Genomic DNA, 22,283 nt, shown 5'->3' on the forward strand with positions numbered 1-22,283 from the left:
TTCGTTGTAAAAGACTCAGTCATTAAAATTAAATTTGAAAAGGGGAATAGAATCAAATTCACACTCAAGTGAATTATCACTATCAGAACATCGCAAACAAATTCGTGAATATTGTGCCTTTCTGAAACTTAAGTACCATGATGAAATAGTAAAAAATCGTCGTAATTTTATAGAAAGTGCAAAAAACAAAGCTAGTTTGAAAACGAGATATAAGACGTATGTAGCCATAATAGATTATTTCAGCCAAACACTATCTGAAATTGATAGGCTAATATTTTTCAATGAGTTCTGAGAAGTGAATGAAGATCAATTTTGATTCCTTGACTATTTTTCAAAGAGTACATATTATCGTCGTATCAAATCGGTTATAAATTCATCTTGAAGGTATTTTGGACACAGTAACCTATAATCAAAATTATCAGCAACGCGAATTTTTAGATTGTTTGATTGCCAAACATTTTTTAATTAAGATTAAAAGCGAAAAATTGAGCCAAGATTTATCCGATCATAACAAACTAAAAATTCGTCTTAACCGTGAATTACCAAGCGATATATTACACTTTGATTTTGAGTACCAAAACACAAGCGGTAGGCAAATTTTTATAGTTGTTCAAATTAACAACGATATTCTTCCAGTTTTTGATTCATGAAGTGTCGAAAACAAATTTAGCTTCTATTCAGGCAAAGAATTAGATAAAAAAACCAAGATTAAAAACTACAAATTCCAAGACATAAGGCATATAAATGTTGATATTTATCAACAAAATGGTTCACAACGTAAGCTAATGTGGGCAAATCACATTGAAATCAATCATCTCAGTCAAGCAAATAGTGCTCCTGATACAACAGGAAAATATAATGTTAGTTTTCCAAAGATGCTAGATTTTGATATCAATCCCGGTTCTTATCAAGAAGAAAATGATAGCCGTATGATTGATTTTGAATATGTTGATTTGTATTTTAAGGCCAATAAATTACTCCAAAACATTAATAACAAAGATATTTATGACATCAGTGGAGCAATAAAGAATGGTAACAGAATAATTCGACCAGTTTATTTTGGTGAACTAAAAAACTTCAAAGTAAAACAATTCATAGTTAATGGAGAGGTTTTTAAAGACGTTAATATTAGCCTAAATATTCAAAATTCACAACAATTGCCAACTGGTGAATTTGTGATTGGTCAAATTGAAATCTTGAGTCCATTTTACTATGATTACCAGAAACGCAAAACAGTGTCAGGGTTCAATCTAAATAGTGATTTTGGTTATATGATACCTTTAGATTTCAGTGGTATTTTGTCACACACGATGGCATTTTCTATTTTCGACGAAAAGTCAATTTTCGTTGTCGGCTACCAACAAGAAATCAAACGTCCTTTACTCAATATCCGTTCTGGATTGGTGAAATTAAAGATTGAAAAAGATGTTGCAACTGCTAACCACATGTACTGGCTAAAAATAAAGAATGCTGATTTTTACCAAATCTATCAAAATGAACTAACTTTAGACAATTTAATAGACATAAGTAGAAATAATGCCAATGCGAAAGCTCTCAATTAAGAAAAAATACATCTTTATCTTTATTTCCTTACTTTTAGCCTCTGCTGGAGCAACATTGTTATATTATTTTTGACCTTTTAGTCTCAAAACCACTCAAGATAAACCTAAAAAACCGATTGACGATAAAGTGAATAATGATGAACCTAAAATAGAATCTAAGGATAATAAGAGTCCTGAAACCGATAACAAGCCTAAGGTTATTAAAAAAGAAACAATTGACAAAAATGCCTTGCAAGCTGAAAATATTTTTCCCGATATTTCCATTTCTGATTATTATGATTTAATTCGCATTGAAAAAGGTATGCCAGTTATTACTGATGACATGATTGCTTATATTATTCAAGATGTGATTAAAAAATTATCAGTCAATTATGGTGATGTTGAAGCCGGATATTTCCAACCTACTAGGCAACAACTCCACCTTGATTTTGTATGGAAATATAAAAATCAAGAGGTCAACAGAAAGTATTTATTTACAGTCGGATATGAAGTATAATTAAAGACATGAAAAACATTGAAAACACTGTTATTGAAGAACTAAAAACCATGACCCGCAAACCTATTTCACGTGATTCTGAAATTAAAAGTTTAGGTATAGATTCACTAGATTTAGTGCAAGCGGTCACTGAATTGGAAGAAAAATTAAACATTTCTATAAGTGATGAAGAGCTTTTATCAATCAAAAAAGTATCGGACATCATTGATTTAATTAATAAAAAGCAAGCTAAATAATGTATAATATCTTAGCATGCTTATTTAGGGGTATAGTTCAATGGTAGAACAACAGGCTTCAACCCTGTGTGTTGTGAGTTCGAGTCTTGCTACCCCTGCCATTATTGATAGATTTAGAATCGGCTAAAAGCCGGTTTTTTGTTTGTTTTTTATCCAAAAAAGCACAAAAAAAGTAGCTCTGGCTACCTCGGACAATTTCTTGAAATGGTGCCGTCAACTGGATTTGAACCAGCGACCCCTTCCTTACCATGGAAGTGCTCTGCCCCTGAGCTATGACGGCAACTAATTAATAAATTAATTATACTTGAAAAGTCTAAAAAAATTAGTTTTTAACTATAATTATTATCTAAAGAGGAGCTATGCAAAATAATCAAAGTGAAAAGTTACAGAAATTTATTTCAGCATCAGGGTTGATGTCAAGAAGAAAAGCCGAAGAAGAAATTCAAAGAGGAATGTTTAAAATCAATGGCAATGTGGCAAAATTAGGTGACAGAGTAACAAAATATGATGCAGTTTTCTACAAAAATAAAAAGCTAGTAATTGATAAAAAAAGAGTTTATGTTTTACTGAATAAACCTAAATACGTTATTACTTCCGTTAGCGATCCGCAAAACCGAAAAACAGTTAAAGACATTGTCAATCTTAAAGAATATATTTACCCAGTAGGAAGACTGGATTTTGATACGTCCGGAATCATTTTGTTAACTAATGATGGTGAGTTAACTAATAATTTATTGCATCCGAGCAATGAAGTTGAGCGTGAATATATTGCTACCTTACAAAAACCTTTATCTGATTCAGAACTTAATTTTCTTAATTCAAAAGATGTTTTCATTGAAGGAAAACGTTCACTTCAAAATGTAACTCATATTCAAAACAATGATTATTCAGTAGTTTTAAAAGAAGGACGTTACCATCACGTTAAAAACTTGTTTTTAGAAGTTAATAATAAAGTTACTTCACTACATCGTCAAAAATTTGCTACTTTAACCGATAAAGGTTTGAGAGTTGGAAAATGAAGATTTCTAACTGATCAGGAAGTCAATAATCTCAAAAAAATGATAGTAAAAAAATAAGTCCCAACCGGAGAAACGGTGGGACTTTTTCTATCTTTAAGCTATGTTAACTATTTTTTGTATTTTAGACCTAAAGCGTGTAGCATTGGAACTAAGAAGAAGTTGAATGGTTTGTTGAAGTGTGGTAAGAAGTAAACGTCTGTTAGAGCGATTTCTGGAAGTGTTAATCCTTTTTGTAGTGCTAAAGCAAACATGTAAATTACTTCAGTGTGGATTGCTTTACCTCAAGAACCAATTTGAACTCCTAAAAGTTTAAAGTTTTTAGGGTTGTAAACGATTTTACATGAAACTTTTTCATAGTTTGACATAAATTCTGGTCTGTCGTTGTCTGTTCATGATGATTCAGCAACTTCGTCTTCTTTAAATCCTAGTTTCAGAGCCATTTGTTTTGTCAGTCCAGTTGATGCATAGTGACAATCAAATACGTTAATAGCATTTGTTCCTGCAACTCCTGGGAATGGAACGTTTAGTCCTGCTAGGTGTAAAGCAGCAACTAGTCCTGATTTAACTGCGTTTGTTGCAAGTGCTGTGTGTGCGTAGTTGTGTAGAACAACGTTTCGCATTGCAGCTGAATCTCCGATTGCATAAATATCTTGATCTGAAATTGATCTTTGGAATTCATCAACTTTGATTGCTCCGTTTGGTAATTTTTCAACTCCGTCAATAGCATCTGTACGTGGTTTAAATCCGATACATAGAATTACTAAATCAGCTTTGTATTCACCTTTGTCAGTAACAACACTTGAAACGTGTTCTCCATCTTTTGATTTGAATTCTTTAACTGATTCACCAAGATGTAATTTAACTCCAGAAGCTTTCATGTTGTTTTCCATTACATCTGTAAATTCTTTATCAAAGTAGTTAGGTGTTACTCTGTCTTGTAGGTCAATTAGAGTTACATTTTTACCTTTTTGGTGGAATGCTTCTACTAATTCAACTCCAATGTATCCTGCTCCTACAACAACAACATCTTTAATTTTTTCATCGTTAGCTTTTTCAACGATTTCTTCAGCGTGTTGGAATAGTTTTGAAAGTAAAATGTTTTTGTATTGACGTCCTGGGAATGGAGGTTCGATTGGTCATGTTCCTCCAGCAAAAACTAGTTTGTCATAACTATCTTCGAACTCTTCACCAGTTAAAACATTTTTAACAACTACTTTTTTGTTTGCACGGTCAATTTTAATTACTTCATGGTTGATTTTTAGATCAACTCCGTACTCATTTCTTAGAATATCTGGTGATGAGTAGAATAATCCAGCAGGATCAGTAAATTCTCCCCCAACTCAGATTGCGATTCCACATCCTAAAAATGATGTGTTATTGTTACGGTCATAAGCAACTACATGAGCATCAGGATTAACAGTTTTTAAAGTTCTTAAAAATGATGTTCCAGCGTGGTTTGCTCCAACTACTAAAATTTTCATAGTTAGTTTCCTTTCTCTTTAAAAATTATTTATACATATTTGTAACCTAATTTTATTACAAATGTAAATTGATATTATCAATTTTTTATATGTAAAAGACTCAACTAATGCATCGTTTTAGCGGTCTTTGTCCTGATTAATATTGATAAAAAATTAAAAAGTAGTTTTTTCAGTGTTTTTTTACACAAAAAACCGCTTTTATAAAAATATTAAATCTGTTTGATAGTGCAACAAAAAATTAAAAAGACTGAAAAAAATGAATTGTTTTCAAAATTGAAATTGTTTTGTTTTTAATGGCTAAATAGTCAAATTTCGAAGCATTTAAAGGCTGTAAGTAATGTATAATTAAAGATATTAAAAATTACATTTTTATTTATGTTTACAAAACATTAATTTATTTAGGAGTAAAACAATGAGTAAAAGCAAAAAAGTTTTATTGAGTAGCTCTGCTGTTATTTCAACAATTGCCCTATCAGGAGCAATGTTGTCTGCAACAACTTCAGAAGACAATGCAACTTTAGAAGCGGCAAGACAACGTGTTCTTGATTATTTACCTAATGCAGGATTAGGAGATAAAGAAGAGACATTTGCAGCTAAAATTCGTGAAGACAAAGTTGAAAATTTCACAAACGGTGGAAAAAAATGATTTGACGCCGTTAACGCTTATGCTTCACTAGCAAACGAAGCACAACAATTAATTAACAAAATTGATGATGCTACAACTACACAAACAAACATTAAAAGCAATTCAGAAGTTAGTGCAATTTTTGATGGTAGTGCAGATGTTAAATTATTAGAAGCTTTAAACAAAAAATTTGCTAGTGAAAATGCTAAAACATCATTTAGTGCAAAAACAAGTGAAATCAAGCAATCATTACAAACTTTAGCACCAGAATTTAATACTGACAATCAAGGGAGTGTTTCATATTCTAACAATGATGCAAACCAACAACTTGTATCAAAAGCTCAAAACGATTATCAATCAGCATCATTAGCTTTAGATGGTCTAAGCACTTTAAAATCAGCTCTTGAAGTTGTTAAGAACTCAGACTTGTCAGATGATATTAAAGGATTTTTAAACTTAGTTTTAGCAAATGCTCAAAACTTAGAAACTTTAAATTCAAGTCTAGAAACTACAAAACTTTACATTACTGCTTTAGACAATGCTAAACAAGCATATCAAGACTATGCAAAAGTTCGTAGTGAAGATAAATACAAAACATTACGTGACTCTTCAACTCAAGATAAGTACTCAGTATTCAATGGTTTATTGAGTCAATTAGGTTCTTTAGCAACTGCAGATCAAACTTTCAATGCACGTAGTTATCCAAGTCAATCAATCGAACAAGTAAATTCTGAAGTTGACAAATTATCAGCTAAAACTAGCGCTGTTGTGAAAGCATTTGCTACTTTGGATGGAGACAAACAAAAAGCTAAAAATGACATTAATGCTTTAGATCTAGAACAAAGTAAAAAAGATGAATACTTACAAAAAGTTCAACAAGTTGCTACCAACACTCTTTTAACATATGATGCAAATCAAGAAACATTAAATTCAATTGTTAAAGAAGCAACTGAATTTTCACAGTCATATTTAAATTCACTAAAACAAGAATTACAAAAACAAATTGACAATATTAGATCACTAACAAGCGAAAAAGAAGAATTCTTAAAACCTTATGTTGAAAAAGTAGCAAGCCAAACAGTAAGTGGCAGCGATTTAAAAATTGCAGTTGACGAATTAACAAAAGTATTCTATGAAACAAAACTACAACAAGCATTAGATAAAGCAAGCAAAGTAGAAAATCAAAGTGCTTCACTTTCACAATCAGTAGCTAGCGTTCAAGCAACTCTTCAAAATTTAAATGATGTTTACAAAACTGAAGGTGCAGTTGACCAAGTTTTAACTAATTTCGAACAGGCATACAACAAAAACAACTTAGAATTAGCAGTTGAAAAAGCAGAAGCAAGTGCAAAATTAGCAGATCAAAAAGTTGATGCTTTAGAAGAAAATAGTGACGTTAAAGCAAAACTTTCTACCGCTTTAGAAACATTTAAACAAAATATTACTGAAGCAAAAGAAGCATTAAGCCAAGAAGGTGCTACTGAAGAACAACTTAACCAAAAAGCTGACCAACTAAATCTAGCAAATGCTGTTTATGGAGCAAAACAAGATATTGAATTAGTAGTTAAACAAACTAATCTATCTCAAGATCCAATTTCAAGCCAAGTAAGTCAAGGATTAGCAAATCTAGAACAACTACTTTCATCTTCAAATTCAGTTCAAGAAATCGAAAAAGCAGACCAGGATTTAGTACTTTTAAGTGAAAAGAACCTATTACTATACGCTGTAGAATCAATTGAAAAAGTTCAAACTAGAAACACTACTCTTGAAGAAGCATTAGGTTTTGCAAAACAAAGACTAAACGAGCAAACAAGAGTTCTAAGTCAATGAAGAGCTTGAGGTCAAGAAGCATTAAACACATTAAATACATACAACTCACAAGTCGATAAATCAAAACAAAGACTATTAAACTTAATTTCAGTTGCTCAAGATACTGTTAATAGTGACAAGTCTAAAGAATTTTTAACTGCTAAAATCACTGAAGCAAATGAAGTTGCTAACAAAGAAAATCAAAGTCCTGAAGACTATCAAAATGCTTACTTCAGTCTATTTGTTGCTATTGCTAAAGATGCTTTAGTACAAAAAGTTTATGAGGCAAATCAAGTTGCTGATTTACAAGCAGAAACTAAAGAAGCTATTAATGAAGCAAGCCAAGTTATCGAAGTTGCTGATAGTGAAATCAGTCCAAAAATGGTTTCAGATGCTATTGCTAAAATTGACAGTGCACTAGTTAAAAATGCTTTATATGTTCTAATCCATGCAAGTCATGACAAAACAAACCCATATCTAGAAAGCAAATTGTACTTTGCAAGAGAATTGGCTAAAAAAGATGCTGTAACAGAAGCAGAAATTCTTGTAATTACAGCAAGAATTACAGATGCCGAAGCAAAACAACCACTATATGATGCTTTAGAAGATGCTTATGATGTAGTTAACAAGTCAAACAATTTAAAACAAAACATCACAAAAGCTACTGATTACTTAGCAAATCCACAAAGAGCAACCCGTTCAGCCGAAGATTATCAAAATGCTGCTAAAAGTTTACAAAGAGCAATTAAACTAAACGAAGCATACTTAGAATTAGCAAACAAACAAAACTCAGAACACTTTGGTCTACATCTATACAAAGCAGTAACAGAAGCTCAAAACAAACTTGCTGATTTAACTAGCACTGATGAAAACTTAGCAAACGATGTTATTGCAAGCTTAGTTTTAGCTGAAAACCAAGACATTATTAGCAATGAAATTGATAGAGTTAACCAGGATCAATTGGCAGCTAAAGCATTGCAAAATGAATTACAACAAGCAAACAAAGCTTTAGAAGATACAAACCTTGACAATCAGAAAGCAACTGAAATTGCTTCAATGTTACAAAATGCTTTAACTAACTATGCACTATCAAGATCTTCAGCTTATAAACAACTACAAGATACTTACTTAGCAAATGTTCAATATCAATGAAATTCAGCTGCTAAATTAGTTTTAGATGAAGCTAAGAAAATGTTAGACGACAGCAATAGTTATGAAGCAAGTGACTTTGAAAAAGCAACTCAAGCAATTGAACAAGTAGTAATCAAAATTAAATTACAACAAGCAATTACTAATGCTAACAATCAAGCCACTTTAGATAAAGGACTAAGCTCACAACTTTCACAAGTTATTGCTTCAGCTGCTAATAGTATTGATGAAAGTGTTGAAAATCTAAACAACATCATTAGCCAAATCCAAACAGCAACTGCTAAAAACAGTTTAAATCTAGCTTTAGATAAAGCACTAGCAATAGAAAATAAAAACCCACTACTAGTACAAGAAATTGCTACTTCACAAGCACTTTTGGCAAAAGATGGACAAAACTACAGCCAACAAGCGCTAGCACTTGAATTACAAATAAGCAGAACTAACTTAGTAAACGCTATTAATCTAGCAAGTATCTGAGTAATTGAAAATAACGACCAAAATTACTATGCTAATTCAGATCTAAAATCAGTTATTGACTTTGCATACAATGAACAATACGAACTATTCTTAGAAAATGTAAAAAGATACACTGCTCCTTCGCGTGAAACAATTCAATATTATGATCAATTAACAACTAATGTAAAATTAGCTGTACTCAAAGCTAAATTACAAACTGCTTTAAAAGTAGCTTCAACTGCTTATGGACTAAACCACTTAGACGAAGTTAAACAAAATGCTAAAAACTTACTAACAACATTCAATTCAGAAATGTTAGAAGATAGTCAAAAAGCAGCTCAAATTCAAAAAGCTACTGACGACATTTTCAAAGTTTTAGCTACTCAAGAACTACAACAACTTTCAGATACAATTGATAAAGAAGAAAATAGTCTTCCTGAAAACGTAACAAGCTTAAATAATGAAGCAAAACAACTCCTAAATAATGTTTTAGAAGACTCAACCAAAACACAAGATTTCTTGTCAAAAGCAAAAGAATTACTAACAGCCTACACAAACTTCTTAAAAGAAAATAACTTATTAAAAGACAAAAAGGCTGTTACAATCAACTACTTCAACACTTTAATTTACAAACATTCAGCAAGTGATTTAACCAAATTAGTAAATGAAGTTAATGCTAGCCAGGATGCTAAGAGTGATAAATTAAATACTGAACTACAAAATGCTCAACAATTGTTAACAAAACAAGATGCTACAATTGAAGAAATCGCAACTCAATATAATAATTTACAAAAAGCACTACTAAGAAATGAAGTAAACGACATAATCAAAGACGGACAAGAACACAATGCTTGAATTCACAAAACACCTACTTCATTAAAAGACCGTGCACAAGCAATTGTTAATGACGAAAATGCTTCAGTTTCTGATTTAACTAAAGCTCTTGCATATACAAAATACTACCTAGAAGATAATAAAGTTAATGTTTTAGACAAAAGTTTAGACCAAGTTGAAAAAATTAGTCCTGCTTCTTCAGAACTAAAAACTTGACAAACAAAAGCAAGTGAATTACTATACTCAATTCCTTACTATGCAATGGCAAAAAGCCTAAACTCAAGTTCTGATTTATTAATTACTCGTGCTTTATATGAAGCAATTAATGATGCAGCACCAAGCCTAAAATTAAACGATTTACAAATTCAACTTGATGCTTATAACCAAGAACTAAAATCTCAAGCAATTAACTCAACATTGACTGATTTATTCAACTCATTAATTGCCAAAGCTAATGAATATGTTGCAAATCCAAACCAACCAAGTGTCGAAGAAGTGCAAACATTAGCAAACCAAATCAAATCAGCCCTATTAGTTAATGAATTAGCAAACTCAGTTTCACAAGCCAACATCTTAGTAATCTCAGGTGCTTTACAAACTGCAATTGATGCAAGTACACAATTAGTAAACAGCCAAAAAGAAGCAATTCTAAACAATCAAGATTTTGCTGCTAACAATACAAAAGTTGAAAACCAAACAACTGAATTAAAATATGCAATTGCTTCGAATAGATTGGCATTAGTATTACAAAAAGTTGCTACTTTACCAAAACTAGCTACTGCTTTAGATGCTGAAAATAAAAAAGCACAAACAACATACGAAAACAAAGCACTTACTCAAAATGATTACACAGTTGCTTCTGAAGAATTACTATCAGCTTACAATGCAGAACTAGAAGCAAAATCTGAGGCAATGGAACAACTTCAAAGTTTAATCAGCGAAGCAGATCCATTAGCAAACAAAACTGATGAACTAAGCAAACAATTACAAAGTGCTAAAGAATTATCTAATGATGCAACAAGTGAAGAAGTTAATACTCAAATCAGTGATCTTGAAAAAGCAATTCTACGTTCAAAAATGACAAACAATGTCACTGTTGCAAACCAATTAAGCGCGCAATCATCAAACTTAAGAAAAGCTGTTACAGAAGCACAAAACGCATTACAAAATGCTGAATCTAACACAACAGCATTACAAGAAGCACACAAAACATTAGTGCAAGAATTACAGCAAAACAAACTAAAAACCGCAATCGAAAAAGCACAGCATGCTCAATCACAAATTACTAAAGATTTAGCAAGAGATATTCAAAGAGCACAAAATGTATTGCAAAGCTCGCAAGTAATTAATGATTGAAATAAAGCAGCTGACAACTTGAATTTAGTTGTTGACAAAGAATTGTTACGTAATTTAGTAACTAAAGCAAATGAAATCGCTAACCCAACTCCTAAATTACAACTTCAAATTGATTTAGCCACTCTATATCTATATGAAGTTCCAACAAAAGCAACACACGTTAGCGAAGCATTAAAAAATTTAGATAAAGCAATGCTTGCTGAAGACTTACAAAAAGCTATTAATAAAGCAAAACTATATCTATCAGTAGACGCTAAAAATGATGAAGAACAAGCTAAGAAAGACAGTGTTGCTAAAGAATTAACTCTAGCTGAAGCGATCTACAATAACGAACAAACTCTAAGTGCTGCTTGATACAACTACGAAGCACAAAAACTAAATAATCTTCTAGATGGAAAAGAAGAACAAACCAATTTAGCTTCAGAACTACAAACTATTGTTGATAATGCTAAGAAATACATTGAAAACCCTACTCAAGAACAACAACAAGCAATCCAGGATATTCAACAAGCAATCACAAACAATCAAATTACTAGTGAAATCGTTGCTAAAGCAAATGATTTACAAAGACAAACAAATATTGCAAGAATGGCAAAATTATTAACACAATTGCAAGGATATGAAGACTATCTACCTAATGCTTTACCTAAACTAGAAAGTGACTTCAATGCTTATGCAAATGGTTACACAGATGACTATCAAACAACATATAACCAATTGCAAAATGCAATTAACTTGCTAGACTACATCAGCAAATGAAACAACTACAAAAATAACATTGTTGTTCCAAATCCAAGTGTTGACAGTGTATTTAACGCTTCAAAAGGTATCGATTCAATCAGTGGAGACAAATTAGTTCTAAATTCTAGCGATGAACTAACAAATGAAACAATAAGCAAGTGAACTAGCGCACTTGAAAATCAAGCACAAGCTGCTCTACTACAACTAGCAGTTGATCAAGTACAAACAATTGCTAAAAAATCAAACGATTTACAAACTGCTTTAAACGAAGTAAACAATGTTTTAGATCAATACAAACATGCTTCAGACTCAGAACACAATCTAGATGCACAAATGCCGGCAACAGTACAAGAATTGCAAGATTTAGAAGCAAAACTAAGTACAAAAGCTGAAAATAATGCATACATGACCAATGTAGAATTATTGCAATCAGTAAAACCTTACATTGATGAAGCTATTGATGCAAAAGCAAAAGAACTAGAAACTAAGGTTAACACAAATCTAGATAAAGCATTGAAACAAGTAAGTGGACAAAAAGTTGAAAATGCTCCGAGTGCTGATGATCTATACAATTTAGCAAATGAAGTTGTCACAATGATTTCTTCACAAAAAGAAGAACTTAAAACTCTAGTAGTTTCAGCAAATGAAATTCAATCAAAATCAATGGACTTAACTCCTGCTATTAACAGAGCTCGTTTAGTATTGAATGATATTAACGCAACCAGTGCTGAAATTACAAAAGCACAATCACAATTACAAGATGCTGTTAATAAAAATGTTCTAACTGAAACAATTAACATTGCAATGGAATTAGAAGATCGCTCAGACTTCTTAGAATCAAAACTAAATGAAGCATTAGACGTTTACAAAAACTCAAGTGCTACTCCAGAACAAATCAAAGTTGCCTTAGAAAATCTTCTAAAAGCGCTAAGCGGTCAAACAGTGGGAGATAAATTTGCTAAACTAAGCTTCAACCATCTAAATAAGGGTCAAAAAGCTGCATTAATAAATGAAGCTTACCAAGGTGAAAAATCATTTGATGATTTAAATAAAGAAGCTACTGATTTAAATCAAGCAATGAGTAAATTAAAAGACACTATTGCTAATAAACAAATCGACAAAGACAACCTAAAACACTTATCTGCTAAGAGTTTAGCTGAATACAAACAAAACTTAGCTGATTCACAAGAATTAGTAAAAGCCGATTCAGAAACAAATGCAACTTTAGATGATGTTAAAGCTAAAGCAGAAGCATTCGATAAATTCAATGATGAAGCAAGCAAAAACAAAGCTAAAGCAATCAAAAATAGAAAATACATGATCTGAACTCTAGCAACATTACCATTCATCGTTTTAGGAGCTGCAATTTACTCACTAGGACTAGTTAGAGCCAAAAACAAAAGAAACAAATAATAATTTCTAGTTAAAGTGCCTGTCGGGCACTTTTTCTTTGTCCTGACACAAAAGCAACAAAAATTAACCTAAAAAGGCACAAAAATTGTGTTTTTCTTTTAAACTTCACTTTTTTAACAATGTAGTAAAATACTACTCCATTGGTTTGAAATAAGAAAAAAGCACCAACAAACAAAAAATGACTCTAAATTAATATATGATTTAGAAGCTTTTTAAAGCAGGAAATGCCTCAAAAATAATCAGATAAATGTTGGTTTTTTGACTTCCTATATTCAGATTTCATGAAGTTTATTTTAGTTAATATTTCTTTGACTACTCTTGTTACTTTATTTTGCAAATACAAGAGGATTTACATGTTTTTTAAATTTAAAATCAGGAGAAAAAATGACAAAAGTTAAAAAAACTCTGATAGCGATGGGATTAGTTTCAGCATCAGTTATTGCTATTTCAGCACCAGTAATCTCTTGTGGAAACAAAAAAGAATCTGCTACACCTGAAAGAGACAAATTAAGAGTAACACTTGACAAACTTGTAACAGCATACAAATCACTTGGAATTTGAGACACACTTAAATCTCAGTTAGAGCCTGTTTTTTCACAACTTAACAGCATAACAGAAGAACAAGCAAAAATTGTTAACGATACTTGAACCAAAACATTAGAAGGATTGAATTTGTCACAACACTAAAATCCAAGTAAACACTAAACATAAGTATAAAAAACCGTGAGCTTATTACTCGCGTTTTTTTGACAAAAAAACACTCGCCTTAGCGAATGTCTTAAAGAATTGATTATCTTAAGTGTGCAAACATTGCAATTAAAGAAATAATTGAACCCACTAATAAAATAGAACCAATAACAATGTATTTTAGAAAACTTTTTTCTTTATTACTTTCATTTTTCATAACAATAATTATATAGCACAAAGAGTTAATTCATCCGAAATAACTAATAAATAAACAAGTAAGTATTTGAGTACTAAATGCCAGCGTTTTTTGTGTCAAGATTGTTAATAAACATTAACACTTTTTTTTTTTTTTTTACAAGCATTACAATTTATGTATGGCAATGCTACATTTTTGCATTGTATAAGGAGAAAAAATGAGAAAAAGCAGCAAAATGCTGATTTCAGTCAGCACTTTAAGTTTAATAGCAATTTCAATAAGTATTGCATACCTTATTTATAACAATACTAAGAGAAGAGTGAAAGTAGTTTACACAAAACTAGAACAAATTCTTAATAAAGTTGACTCGTTTTTGGAACAAAACAAAGATCAACCGGGATTTGAAGTGTTGCGTAACATTTATGAAGAAGTTTCTAAGCAATATAAAAGTTACGATCAAAAATCAGTTGATGAAAAAAGTGCATATTTAGAAAAGATGTTAAGTGATGCATTTGAAGCATTAAGAAAAATTTTGGACGATGTTTCAAAACTTAATGATGCCAAAAACGAAAATGACAGCTTAGTAAAAACTATTCAAGAGTATATTGAGCAAGTTTTTGGTAATAAACTACCGCAAAGTTGGCAAGAACTTAAAAAGCAAATAGCCGATGATTTGGATTCTATTAACAAAGCATACAAAAATAAAGATATTAACATTATTTTGAAGTATGCACAATCATTGGAACAAAAATTTAATCAATTAAAAGATGATTATTCATTAGCACAAACAAATAATTTAAAAGAACAAAACCAATCGCTTTTCAAAACTGCTAGTCAGTTAGTTTTAGACTTGAAATTGCAAAATGATCCAATTCAAAAAACAATAACAAGCAACTTTTTTGCAGCAGATGACAATGATAAAACCATTCAAGCAAAAAATGATAATCTTTCAGCAATAATAACAAGTCTTCAAAAACGAAAAGAAGAATACTTACAAGTTAATAAGGCAAATGAAGAACAACTAAATAGAGCTTTGGACATAAAAACTAAATTAGACGAGTCAAATAATGTTTTGAACGAAAATCTTAAAGATAAAATCACAGATGCCATAAATGCAAATAATGAAATCTATCCTAAATTAACTAACAATGAAAGTTGCTGAAACGAAGTTAAGAAATTACAAAAAACTAATGACGAAGTTGAGCACGACTTTTTCTATAATAAATATCAGTTAGCAAGCAAAAAAACGAATGAAATATACGCGTATTTAGCACAACAAGAAGGTGCTAATGATTTAGCACCAAAAGCTAAAGAATTAATTGATAACAATATTCAAACAAAAGATTCAAGTAACACTGATTTACAGAATTCTTCATATTCACTAGCTAAAATTTCAAGTGAGCTAGAATATTGATATCAAAGAAGACTAATTAAGTCTAAGAATCAATATTATGAAACTCTGTTGCAAGCTGAAAAACTAAAAAACTTCCTTGTTAGTGCAATGCCAAACGAGTCAACTGATGAGTTAAAGAGCTTAATCCAGGAACTAACTAAAGCTATTAAAGATAATGATAATTTAATTAGCCAAGATAGCAAGCAATATGATCTAAGAGGCAAAATTTGACTCAAAATATGGATTCTATCAAACAAAGAATGAACAATTTGACTGATGTGGCACACAAGTGATACGAGCAACAACATAATGTTGTTTCGCAATTACTAACTACTTTAACCAATGAAAAGCTTAAAAATTACTTGACTCAAAAATTACAAGAAAATAGTAACTTAAAAGATCAAGAATTAAAAACTTATGCCAATGCGGCTGCCAATTTAGAAAATGCTTGCAACAAAGTACTAAGTTATCAAGAATTTGAAAAAGAAAAGATAGAAATTGATACCTGGTTAGAACAAAATCTAAGCATTTCCGATGAATACAAGACTCAAATTACTGATAAGAAAACTCAAGCACAAACTAATATTGATAATCTTTTGGATGAAAATAACAAAAACTCACAAGCAATGTCAGATGTAGTTTCATCCCTAGAAAATGATTTTAATCACATTCGTTTAAATGCTAAAAAAGATGAAGTGAGTCAGTTCCAAACACAAAACAATCAAGCTTTAGAAACTTTAAATAGCAAATTAGAAGAAGCTAAAGTGCGTCAACAGTTAGTGAGTGAAATCAACACTAAAATCCAAGAAATTGAAGACAAGATTTTACAATCAAAAATCTTGGATAATGAGGCAAATCAAACTGAAATAAACATTAACAATTTTTTAAAAATAGCAGTTAATTCAATTTCAAAAGCTCAACTTCAAGATAAAAGTAATGAAGCACAAGATTGAATTGCAAAAAACAGCCAAGCTATTGGAAACGATCGACTTGAGACATTGAAAAATATAATTGATGATGTTAATCAAACAATAAACCAAAACCCCGATTTAAACTTCGACAACTTAAAAGATAAGCTTGTTTTAATTTTCAACAAAACTAAAGTTGCTAAATCAGTTTCTGATTTAAGTAATTTGTTTAAAAATAATCAAAACTTACTTCCAACACTGACTGATAATAGTCTAGAAAAATCAGTTGTTACAGCAGTTAATGATAACATCACTGAGTCACTAAAAATTGCTAACGAGTTGCTAAATGGTAACAAAGTTACAGATAAAGATGAAACTAAGCTTGCTAATGCATTTAGTGATTATCAAAGTAAAATCGATACAAAAACTGAAGAATTACACAGCCTACAGTCTCAATCGGGTGTACAAAAAGAACAAGTAGATCCATATCTAAGTGATTACGATGATTTAGAAAAACAATCACAACTTGAAGCCCTTCGTTTAGAAACTAGATTAATGGTAGATAATGCTATTAATGAATTACTAGCACAAAGAAGCGAAAGTTACATTACTTCATTTACAACATCAGTAAAAGATAAATTCTATACAAGAATTAATGATGCTACTACAGAAGATCAATTAAATTCAATTAAAACCGACTTTGATTCATATGCAAAATTATTAGACAAATTAACTGAATACTATAGAACCTTAAATGTTGTTATTTTAGATACAACTGGACTAAGATATGTAGTAACAAATCCTTCAAGTGACAGTAGATCACCTGAAAACTTTGAAGATATCAAATGAATTATCGAAAAATTGAATGAAATGCAAACAACTAATGATGAATTAGTTAAAAATGAAGTTAAAGATGATGGAAGTATTGATAACATTCAAAAATCGATTGATAACATCCAATTATTCTTAAACAGTGTTAAATATGCTGTTCGCTTAAGAGGTGTTATCATAAACGCAAAAGAAACAAAACTAAGATTAGATTCAAACAGTGAATCTAATAACTTGACTGCAGCAATTGACGAGGCAAGTAATCTACTTGCTAGATCACAAACTGCTTTTGATGATGAATTAATAGCAGGAGCCAAAAAATTAATTCTTGCAATTAGAAAATTCCAACTAGTAGATGCAATTAATAAGTATTAAACTAGACTAAATGAAGTAAATCAATACATCGATTTTCTAGCTTCCGACACAAGTGGAATGTATACTGAAATTCAACAAAATCTAGAAACTACAAGAGATAATGCTAAAGCCAAATTTGAACAATACAAGCAACAAGAAAGTTTCATGCGTATTACAAATCTAGCAAACATCTTGTACAGTGAATTAAACGATGCTAAAGAAAAAGCTACTGCTAAGAATGTTGATATTCAAGCACAATTATTAAGTGCTTACAATCAAACAGCAAACTACATTAGTGATTTAAAATATCAAGATTCACAATATGTTCAACCTTTAGAAACTTTTTACAATGAAATTAAAGATCAAGTTAATGATACTAATTCAACATATTCACAAAAATCAGATCTTTTAAATAAAATAAAACTAGAAAATAATAAAGCTAAAATTCAACAAGATATTGTAAACATTTCTAATCAGTACAATGGCTTTGCTGATGCTTTAATCAACGGTTCAGCAAATACTAATAGTGAATATGCAAAATCACTAACCCAAGAGCAAAGAAATAAAGTTCAAGTTGCTAAAAATGAATACGAACAAATCATCCAAGAAGTCAAAACTAACTGACAAGCTTCTTATGATGCTCATAATAATGCTGAACTAGAACAACACTTAGCAAAACTTGCTTCATTACAACCTACAAGTGACAACAAAATTAATGATGATCAATTACAAGGTTATGAAATTTTAAATAATTTTTATAACGAAAAAGCCTTCAGTGCACAAGAAGGTCTATATTACAAACAAGCCTACGAATATCTAAAATACTATGATTTATTTAAACCTGGTGATGTCGTAAGAACATGAACTGGTGGAGAATTTATCACTTCTGCCATTGAATTAGTTAAAAAAGCATACAATGATTACAAATATAACTTCAGATACCAAGAAGATGCTATTGGTGGTCAAAAACATAACTTATACCACGGTTCGAATACTGATGAATTAATGGCTAAATTACCAAAAGCAATGTTTGATATCATTCAACTTGATACCTTCTGATCTTTTGGTAATAAAGAAAGAAACGACTCACTTGCTTGATATGAAGTCTTTGAAAAAATTAAAGCTAACGAAAAATTAAAAGCATTATATGAACAAATAAAAGCATTAACTCCTTCAACAATTGATAGCTCGCAAGATTATGTTTTTGATGACGAAAGTAATCAAATCAATAGTGGAACTGAAAATAACACAGCACTAATGGCAGCTTTAGATCCTTTAAATCAATACTGAAAATACTTAGTAAAAACTGAAACTACAGTAAATAATTTACAAAGAATTATTGATAACGTTGAAGCGATTTACAACGCAGCAATGCCAACAGTAGCAGGAAGTTCAACAGCAGACAATGCTAAACTGGTTAGATCATGAACTAAATACAAATGAAATAAAGATAACAACTACATGTACTATGAATTTACTAATTATTGAAGTCAAGCAGTTGTTAAATGAGCGAACCAAAAAGCACAACAATATCAAACTTATGGTGAAGCTATAGTTGATAAGGAAGGTTCAGCATATAAAGAATTCCAAGTAAAATTAGCAGAATTTAAGAAATTATTTAATGCTGATCAATGAGATAATGTTACAAATAAAGTAACATATACAATTCCACCTTATGCAGCTAAAGATGCCGAAAAATTCCTAGACGATTTAACTAAAGGACAAGCAATTTTAGACAGATTAGATCAACTAAAAACTCCAACTTTAAATTAATTGCGAGTAAGTTATTGTTTGTTAATTACTCACTTTAACTCAATAGCATACTTTGAGTTTTAGGGCTTCAAACACATCCCAGCAAATGCTGGGGTGTTTTTGTTTTAATGACGTGAATTTTACTTTTACTTCATCCAATATTTCGGTTAACATTTATTAATTAGTTACAAAATTTGAAATTCACTACAGTTAGTAGACAACGTTCATTTTAAAATCTTTTTAATAAAAAAAAGTCGCAAACGCGACTTTTTTGTATGCTTTAATGCAACACAAATTAGATTAATTGCATATATAAGCTTGTTATAACTCAGAAATAAGTTCGTTCACATCCTTGGCAAATTTTTCCTTTATTTCTCTTTTTTGGTTAAAGAATGGAAGACCTATGATTTTATAACGATCAGCAAATGTTCCTATGACACTATGATCATCTTTTATTTTTAATAAAAAGTCTTCTTTTCATTTTTCTTGTTCTACTAAGTGACTTCCTTTTGGTTCGACATATCCTTGATATGCTAAACTTCCTCCAGTGGCCTCTTTCTTTCTAACAAAAAGCAAGAAATCAGGTTCAAATCTTTCTCCTGCTTCAAATGAATATATTGCTAATTCAGCAAATCTTTCATTTCTGATTACATAGTATTCAAGCTCTTTTGCTTTTAATTTTGGTTCAATATCAGTTTTAAAATACTTAATGAATAGTTTTTCTTCACTAGTACCATAATTATCATTAAATACGTATCAATTTTCATTTTCCAAATCTAACCTGTATGCATCGTTGAAATTGTAAGTTTGCGATGCTCCCTTACCACCATTGATATCGATCTTTTCAAGATATATTTTTTTGTCTTTTACAACATCTTTTAACATTTTTGGACTAAATTCTTTAGAACCTACATACTCAGGTTTTAGTGACATTACATGTGAAGCTACACTACTTAGTGCTTTTTTTACTGCTTCAAATACATCTTTACCTTTAAGTTCATCTTTTTGATATTTAATTTCAACTCTTGAGTTTCCCAAAAAATCATCAGAGATTAAAAATTCTTTTTTAGATTTTAAAGTAGGATATTTTGCTTTTAAAACATCAAATCTCAGTTCTTCAAAGCATTCAATCGCACCAAGTAATGTATTCAGATCAATGTCCTTGAATTTAATGCTTTTTATATTCTCTTTTGTCGAGATTATTGATTCTTGATTGACATCTTCAAACAAGTCGACTATGTTACCATGTCCTGAAGATGTTGCATAATGATGAACTTTAGTTCGCATACTTGGCTCAATAGTCTTTACATCATCTCTACTTCTTGGAATTCTTCTATTAGAATACACAAAAGCTTTTTTATAAAAATCACTATTTTTAAAGTTATCTTTCAATTTATATTCTAGTGTAGAAGGATTAGGTGCTTGTAATCCTGTTTCAATAAGCGCTTGCTTAAGTTCTGAAATGTATTTTGAATCATTTTTACTGTGAAAATACATTGTTTCTAAAATACGATTTTTGTTTAAAAGATCATCATCGTACTTTCTTTTAAATTTATGCTCTTCATCTTCATCTACAACAAAAGGACAATATCTTGCTCCACGACCGATAAGTTGTGCTTCTTTGATTGTATATTGTCCAATTTTTCCTGGTTTTCCACTCCCTTGTCTTGTATCGTATAGACGAACGATATCAAATAAATTAAGAACATCTCACCCTTCATTTAACATATCAACAGCAAAGATTAGTCTAATAGGGTTGTTTAAATCTTCTAAAGAGTTAACTAATAGCTGTTTTTCTTTATTGTTATCAGAGTATCCATTCATAATGATCGAAGTTTCCTGGGTGAAAGAGGCTTTAATTGAGTGTTCCAATATTTCCAGGGTAGGATCTTTTTGTTTAAAATATTGAATCGCATTTGTTAAAGTTTCAATACCAGCAAGTTCTAAATTAGCAAGTTCATATGATGTGAGATTTTTGATTTTTGCAAAAAACTCATTATAAAATTTTTCAGACTCAGCAATTTTTTGAGATTTTAGCATGACAACAGGCTTAACGTTTAATTTTAAGTCTGCAAACAAAAATCTTCTATATTCACTCATCACAAGTGCAATAAGGCTTCGTTGTCACAAATCTGTATCTGTTGCAAAGTTTTGAAAGTCTTTGGTATATCCACTTTCTCTAAAAGAAACCAGTGGATAGTTAAAAACTATTTTGTTCTTATACTTATCATAAACATTCGGATCTTTCAAATCACAAGTAGCTGTGAATTCAAGCATTATGCTATTGTTATTTTGTTTAAAAGCATCTAAAACGGTTTTTTCTCAGCTTGTAGCATCCTCTTCCTCATTCTTGCTTGCCTTTTTAGTAAGTGAATTAACGTGGTGACTTTCATCAGAAATGAAAACAACTTTGTTTTTTACAAAATCATCATAAGTTACTGAGTTTTCTTTAGGTTCACGTAAATCTAAGTGAAGCTTTTGCGTGGTAGTAAAAATTATTTCAATAGAATCATCCAAGTTATTGCCACTAAAATTTTCCACTCTTTTAATGCTTATTTTTTTGCCTAAGTTTTCAATTGTTTCATTGAATAAATATTTGCTTGACAAAGGATTAGTAAAATTCTCTATAGTTTTTTCCAGAACATTTGTCTGGTTAACAAAAAAAAGAAATTTTCGATAACCCTTTGTATAAAGGTATAGAATAAGTCCTGCCATTATAACGGTTTTACCACTACCTGTTGCCATGTGGAAAAGAGTATGAATTTGCTCTTTTTTATGTAAATTCGGACTTTCAAAATAATAGACAAAGTCTTTGAAAGCACTTCTTTGATATTCTCTCAAAACAATGTTTTTAGACAAGCATGCCGGAATAACATCAGGAAGATGGTTGATAGTACCAGTCTCTCTTAATATTTCCAATTTTTCGTGCAAAAATCTATCTTCTTTGTTCACTTTAAACTTCCTTATAAAATGATTTTGAAAACTTCT

The 22,283-nt window shown here is 30.6% G+C and carries 11 protein-coding genes and 2 tRNA genes; 10 read left to right on the forward strand and 3 right to left on the reverse strand.

The features are described from left to right. Positions 1-389 precede the first annotated feature (389 nt). The 4 genes from ACWXVV_RS02685 (at position 390) to ACWXVV_RS02700 (ending at position 2,395) form a co-directional block, all read left to right on the forward strand. Complete coding sequence (locus ACWXVV_RS02685; RefSeq protein WP_455984693.1) at positions 390-1,562, forward strand: MHO_1580 family protein; 1,173 nt, start codon at positions 390-392, stop codon at positions 1,560-1,562. Continuing rightward, positions 1,537-2,058: an MHO_1590 family protein gene (locus ACWXVV_RS02690; RefSeq protein WP_438341740.1), complete on the forward strand. Its 522-nt coding sequence runs from the start codon at positions 1,537-1,539 to the stop codon at positions 2,056-2,058. Before ACWXVV_RS02685 ends, ACWXVV_RS02690 begins: the two co-directional genes overlap by 26 nt. 8 nt (positions 2,059-2,066) lie before the next feature. Then, a complete protein-coding gene (locus tag ACWXVV_RS02695) occupies positions 2,067-2,294 on the forward strand; it encodes a phosphopantetheine-binding protein (protein ID WP_438341741.1) in 228 nt (75 codons plus the stop codon). Positions 2,295-2,320: 26 nt separating this feature from the next. Further along, positions 2,321-2,395, forward strand: a tRNA-Trp gene (locus tag ACWXVV_RS02700). A gap of 104 nt (positions 2,396-2,499) precedes the next feature. Here ACWXVV_RS02700 and ACWXVV_RS02705 read toward each other — a convergent pair. After that, positions 2,500-2,574, reverse strand: a tRNA-Thr gene (locus ACWXVV_RS02705). A gap of 79 nt (positions 2,575-2,653) precedes the next feature. Here ACWXVV_RS02705 and ACWXVV_RS02710 point away from each other — a divergent pair. After that, positions 2,654-3,370 (forward strand): pseudouridine synthase, encoded by a 717-nt coding sequence (locus tag ACWXVV_RS02710; protein ID WP_438341742.1) that lies wholly within the window; start codon positions 2,654-2,656, stop codon positions 3,368-3,370. 50 nt (positions 3,371-3,420) lie between these two features. Here ACWXVV_RS02710 and ACWXVV_RS02715 read toward each other — a convergent pair whose 3' ends face one another. Next, on the reverse strand, positions 3,421-4,794 hold the full coding sequence (locus ACWXVV_RS02715) for an FAD-dependent oxidoreductase (RefSeq protein ID WP_455984694.1): 1,374 nt from the start codon (positions 4,792-4,794) through the stop codon (positions 3,421-3,423). A gap of 412 nt (positions 4,795-5,206) precedes the next feature. On the opposite strand from ACWXVV_RS02715, the gene ACWXVV_RS02720 reads away from it, so the two are divergent. From ACWXVV_RS02720 to ACWXVV_RS02740, 5 genes are all read left to right on the forward strand, one after another. Then, a complete protein-coding gene (locus ACWXVV_RS02720) occupies positions 5,207-13,177 on the forward strand; it encodes a hypothetical protein (protein WP_456012479.1) in 7,971 nt (2,656 codons plus the stop codon). 384 nt (positions 13,178-13,561) lie between these two features. Beyond that, a complete protein-coding gene (locus ACWXVV_RS02725) occupies positions 13,562-13,864 on the forward strand; it encodes a hypothetical protein (protein ID WP_438341745.1) in 303 nt (100 codons plus the stop codon). A gap of 413 nt (positions 13,865-14,277) precedes the next feature. Next, positions 14,278-15,783, forward strand: a complete 1,506-nt coding sequence (locus ACWXVV_RS02730) for a hypothetical protein (protein WP_455984752.1) — start codon at positions 14,278-14,280, stop codon at positions 15,781-15,783. Further along, a complete protein-coding gene (locus ACWXVV_RS02735; RefSeq protein WP_455984753.1) occupies positions 15,693-17,564 on the forward strand; it encodes a hypothetical protein in 1,872 nt (623 codons plus the stop codon). Before ACWXVV_RS02730 ends, ACWXVV_RS02735 begins: the two co-directional genes overlap by 91 nt. A gap of 57 nt (positions 17,565-17,621) precedes the next feature. Then, a complete protein-coding gene (locus ACWXVV_RS02740; RefSeq protein ID WP_455984754.1) occupies positions 17,622-19,316 on the forward strand; it encodes a hypothetical protein in 1,695 nt (564 codons plus the stop codon). Positions 19,317-19,616: 300 nt separating this feature from the next. Here the strand turns inward: ACWXVV_RS02740 and ACWXVV_RS02745 are convergent, their stop codons facing one another. After that, positions 19,617-22,247 carry a DEAD/DEAH box helicase family protein gene (locus ACWXVV_RS02745; RefSeq protein WP_455984755.1) on the reverse strand — a complete coding sequence of 877 codons (2,631 nt, stop codon included), beginning with the start codon at positions 22,245-22,247 and terminating at the stop codon, positions 19,617-19,619. Between the last annotated feature and the right edge of the window lie 36 nt (positions 22,248-22,283).

The organism is Mycoplasma sp. 3392, assembly GCF_053851755.1.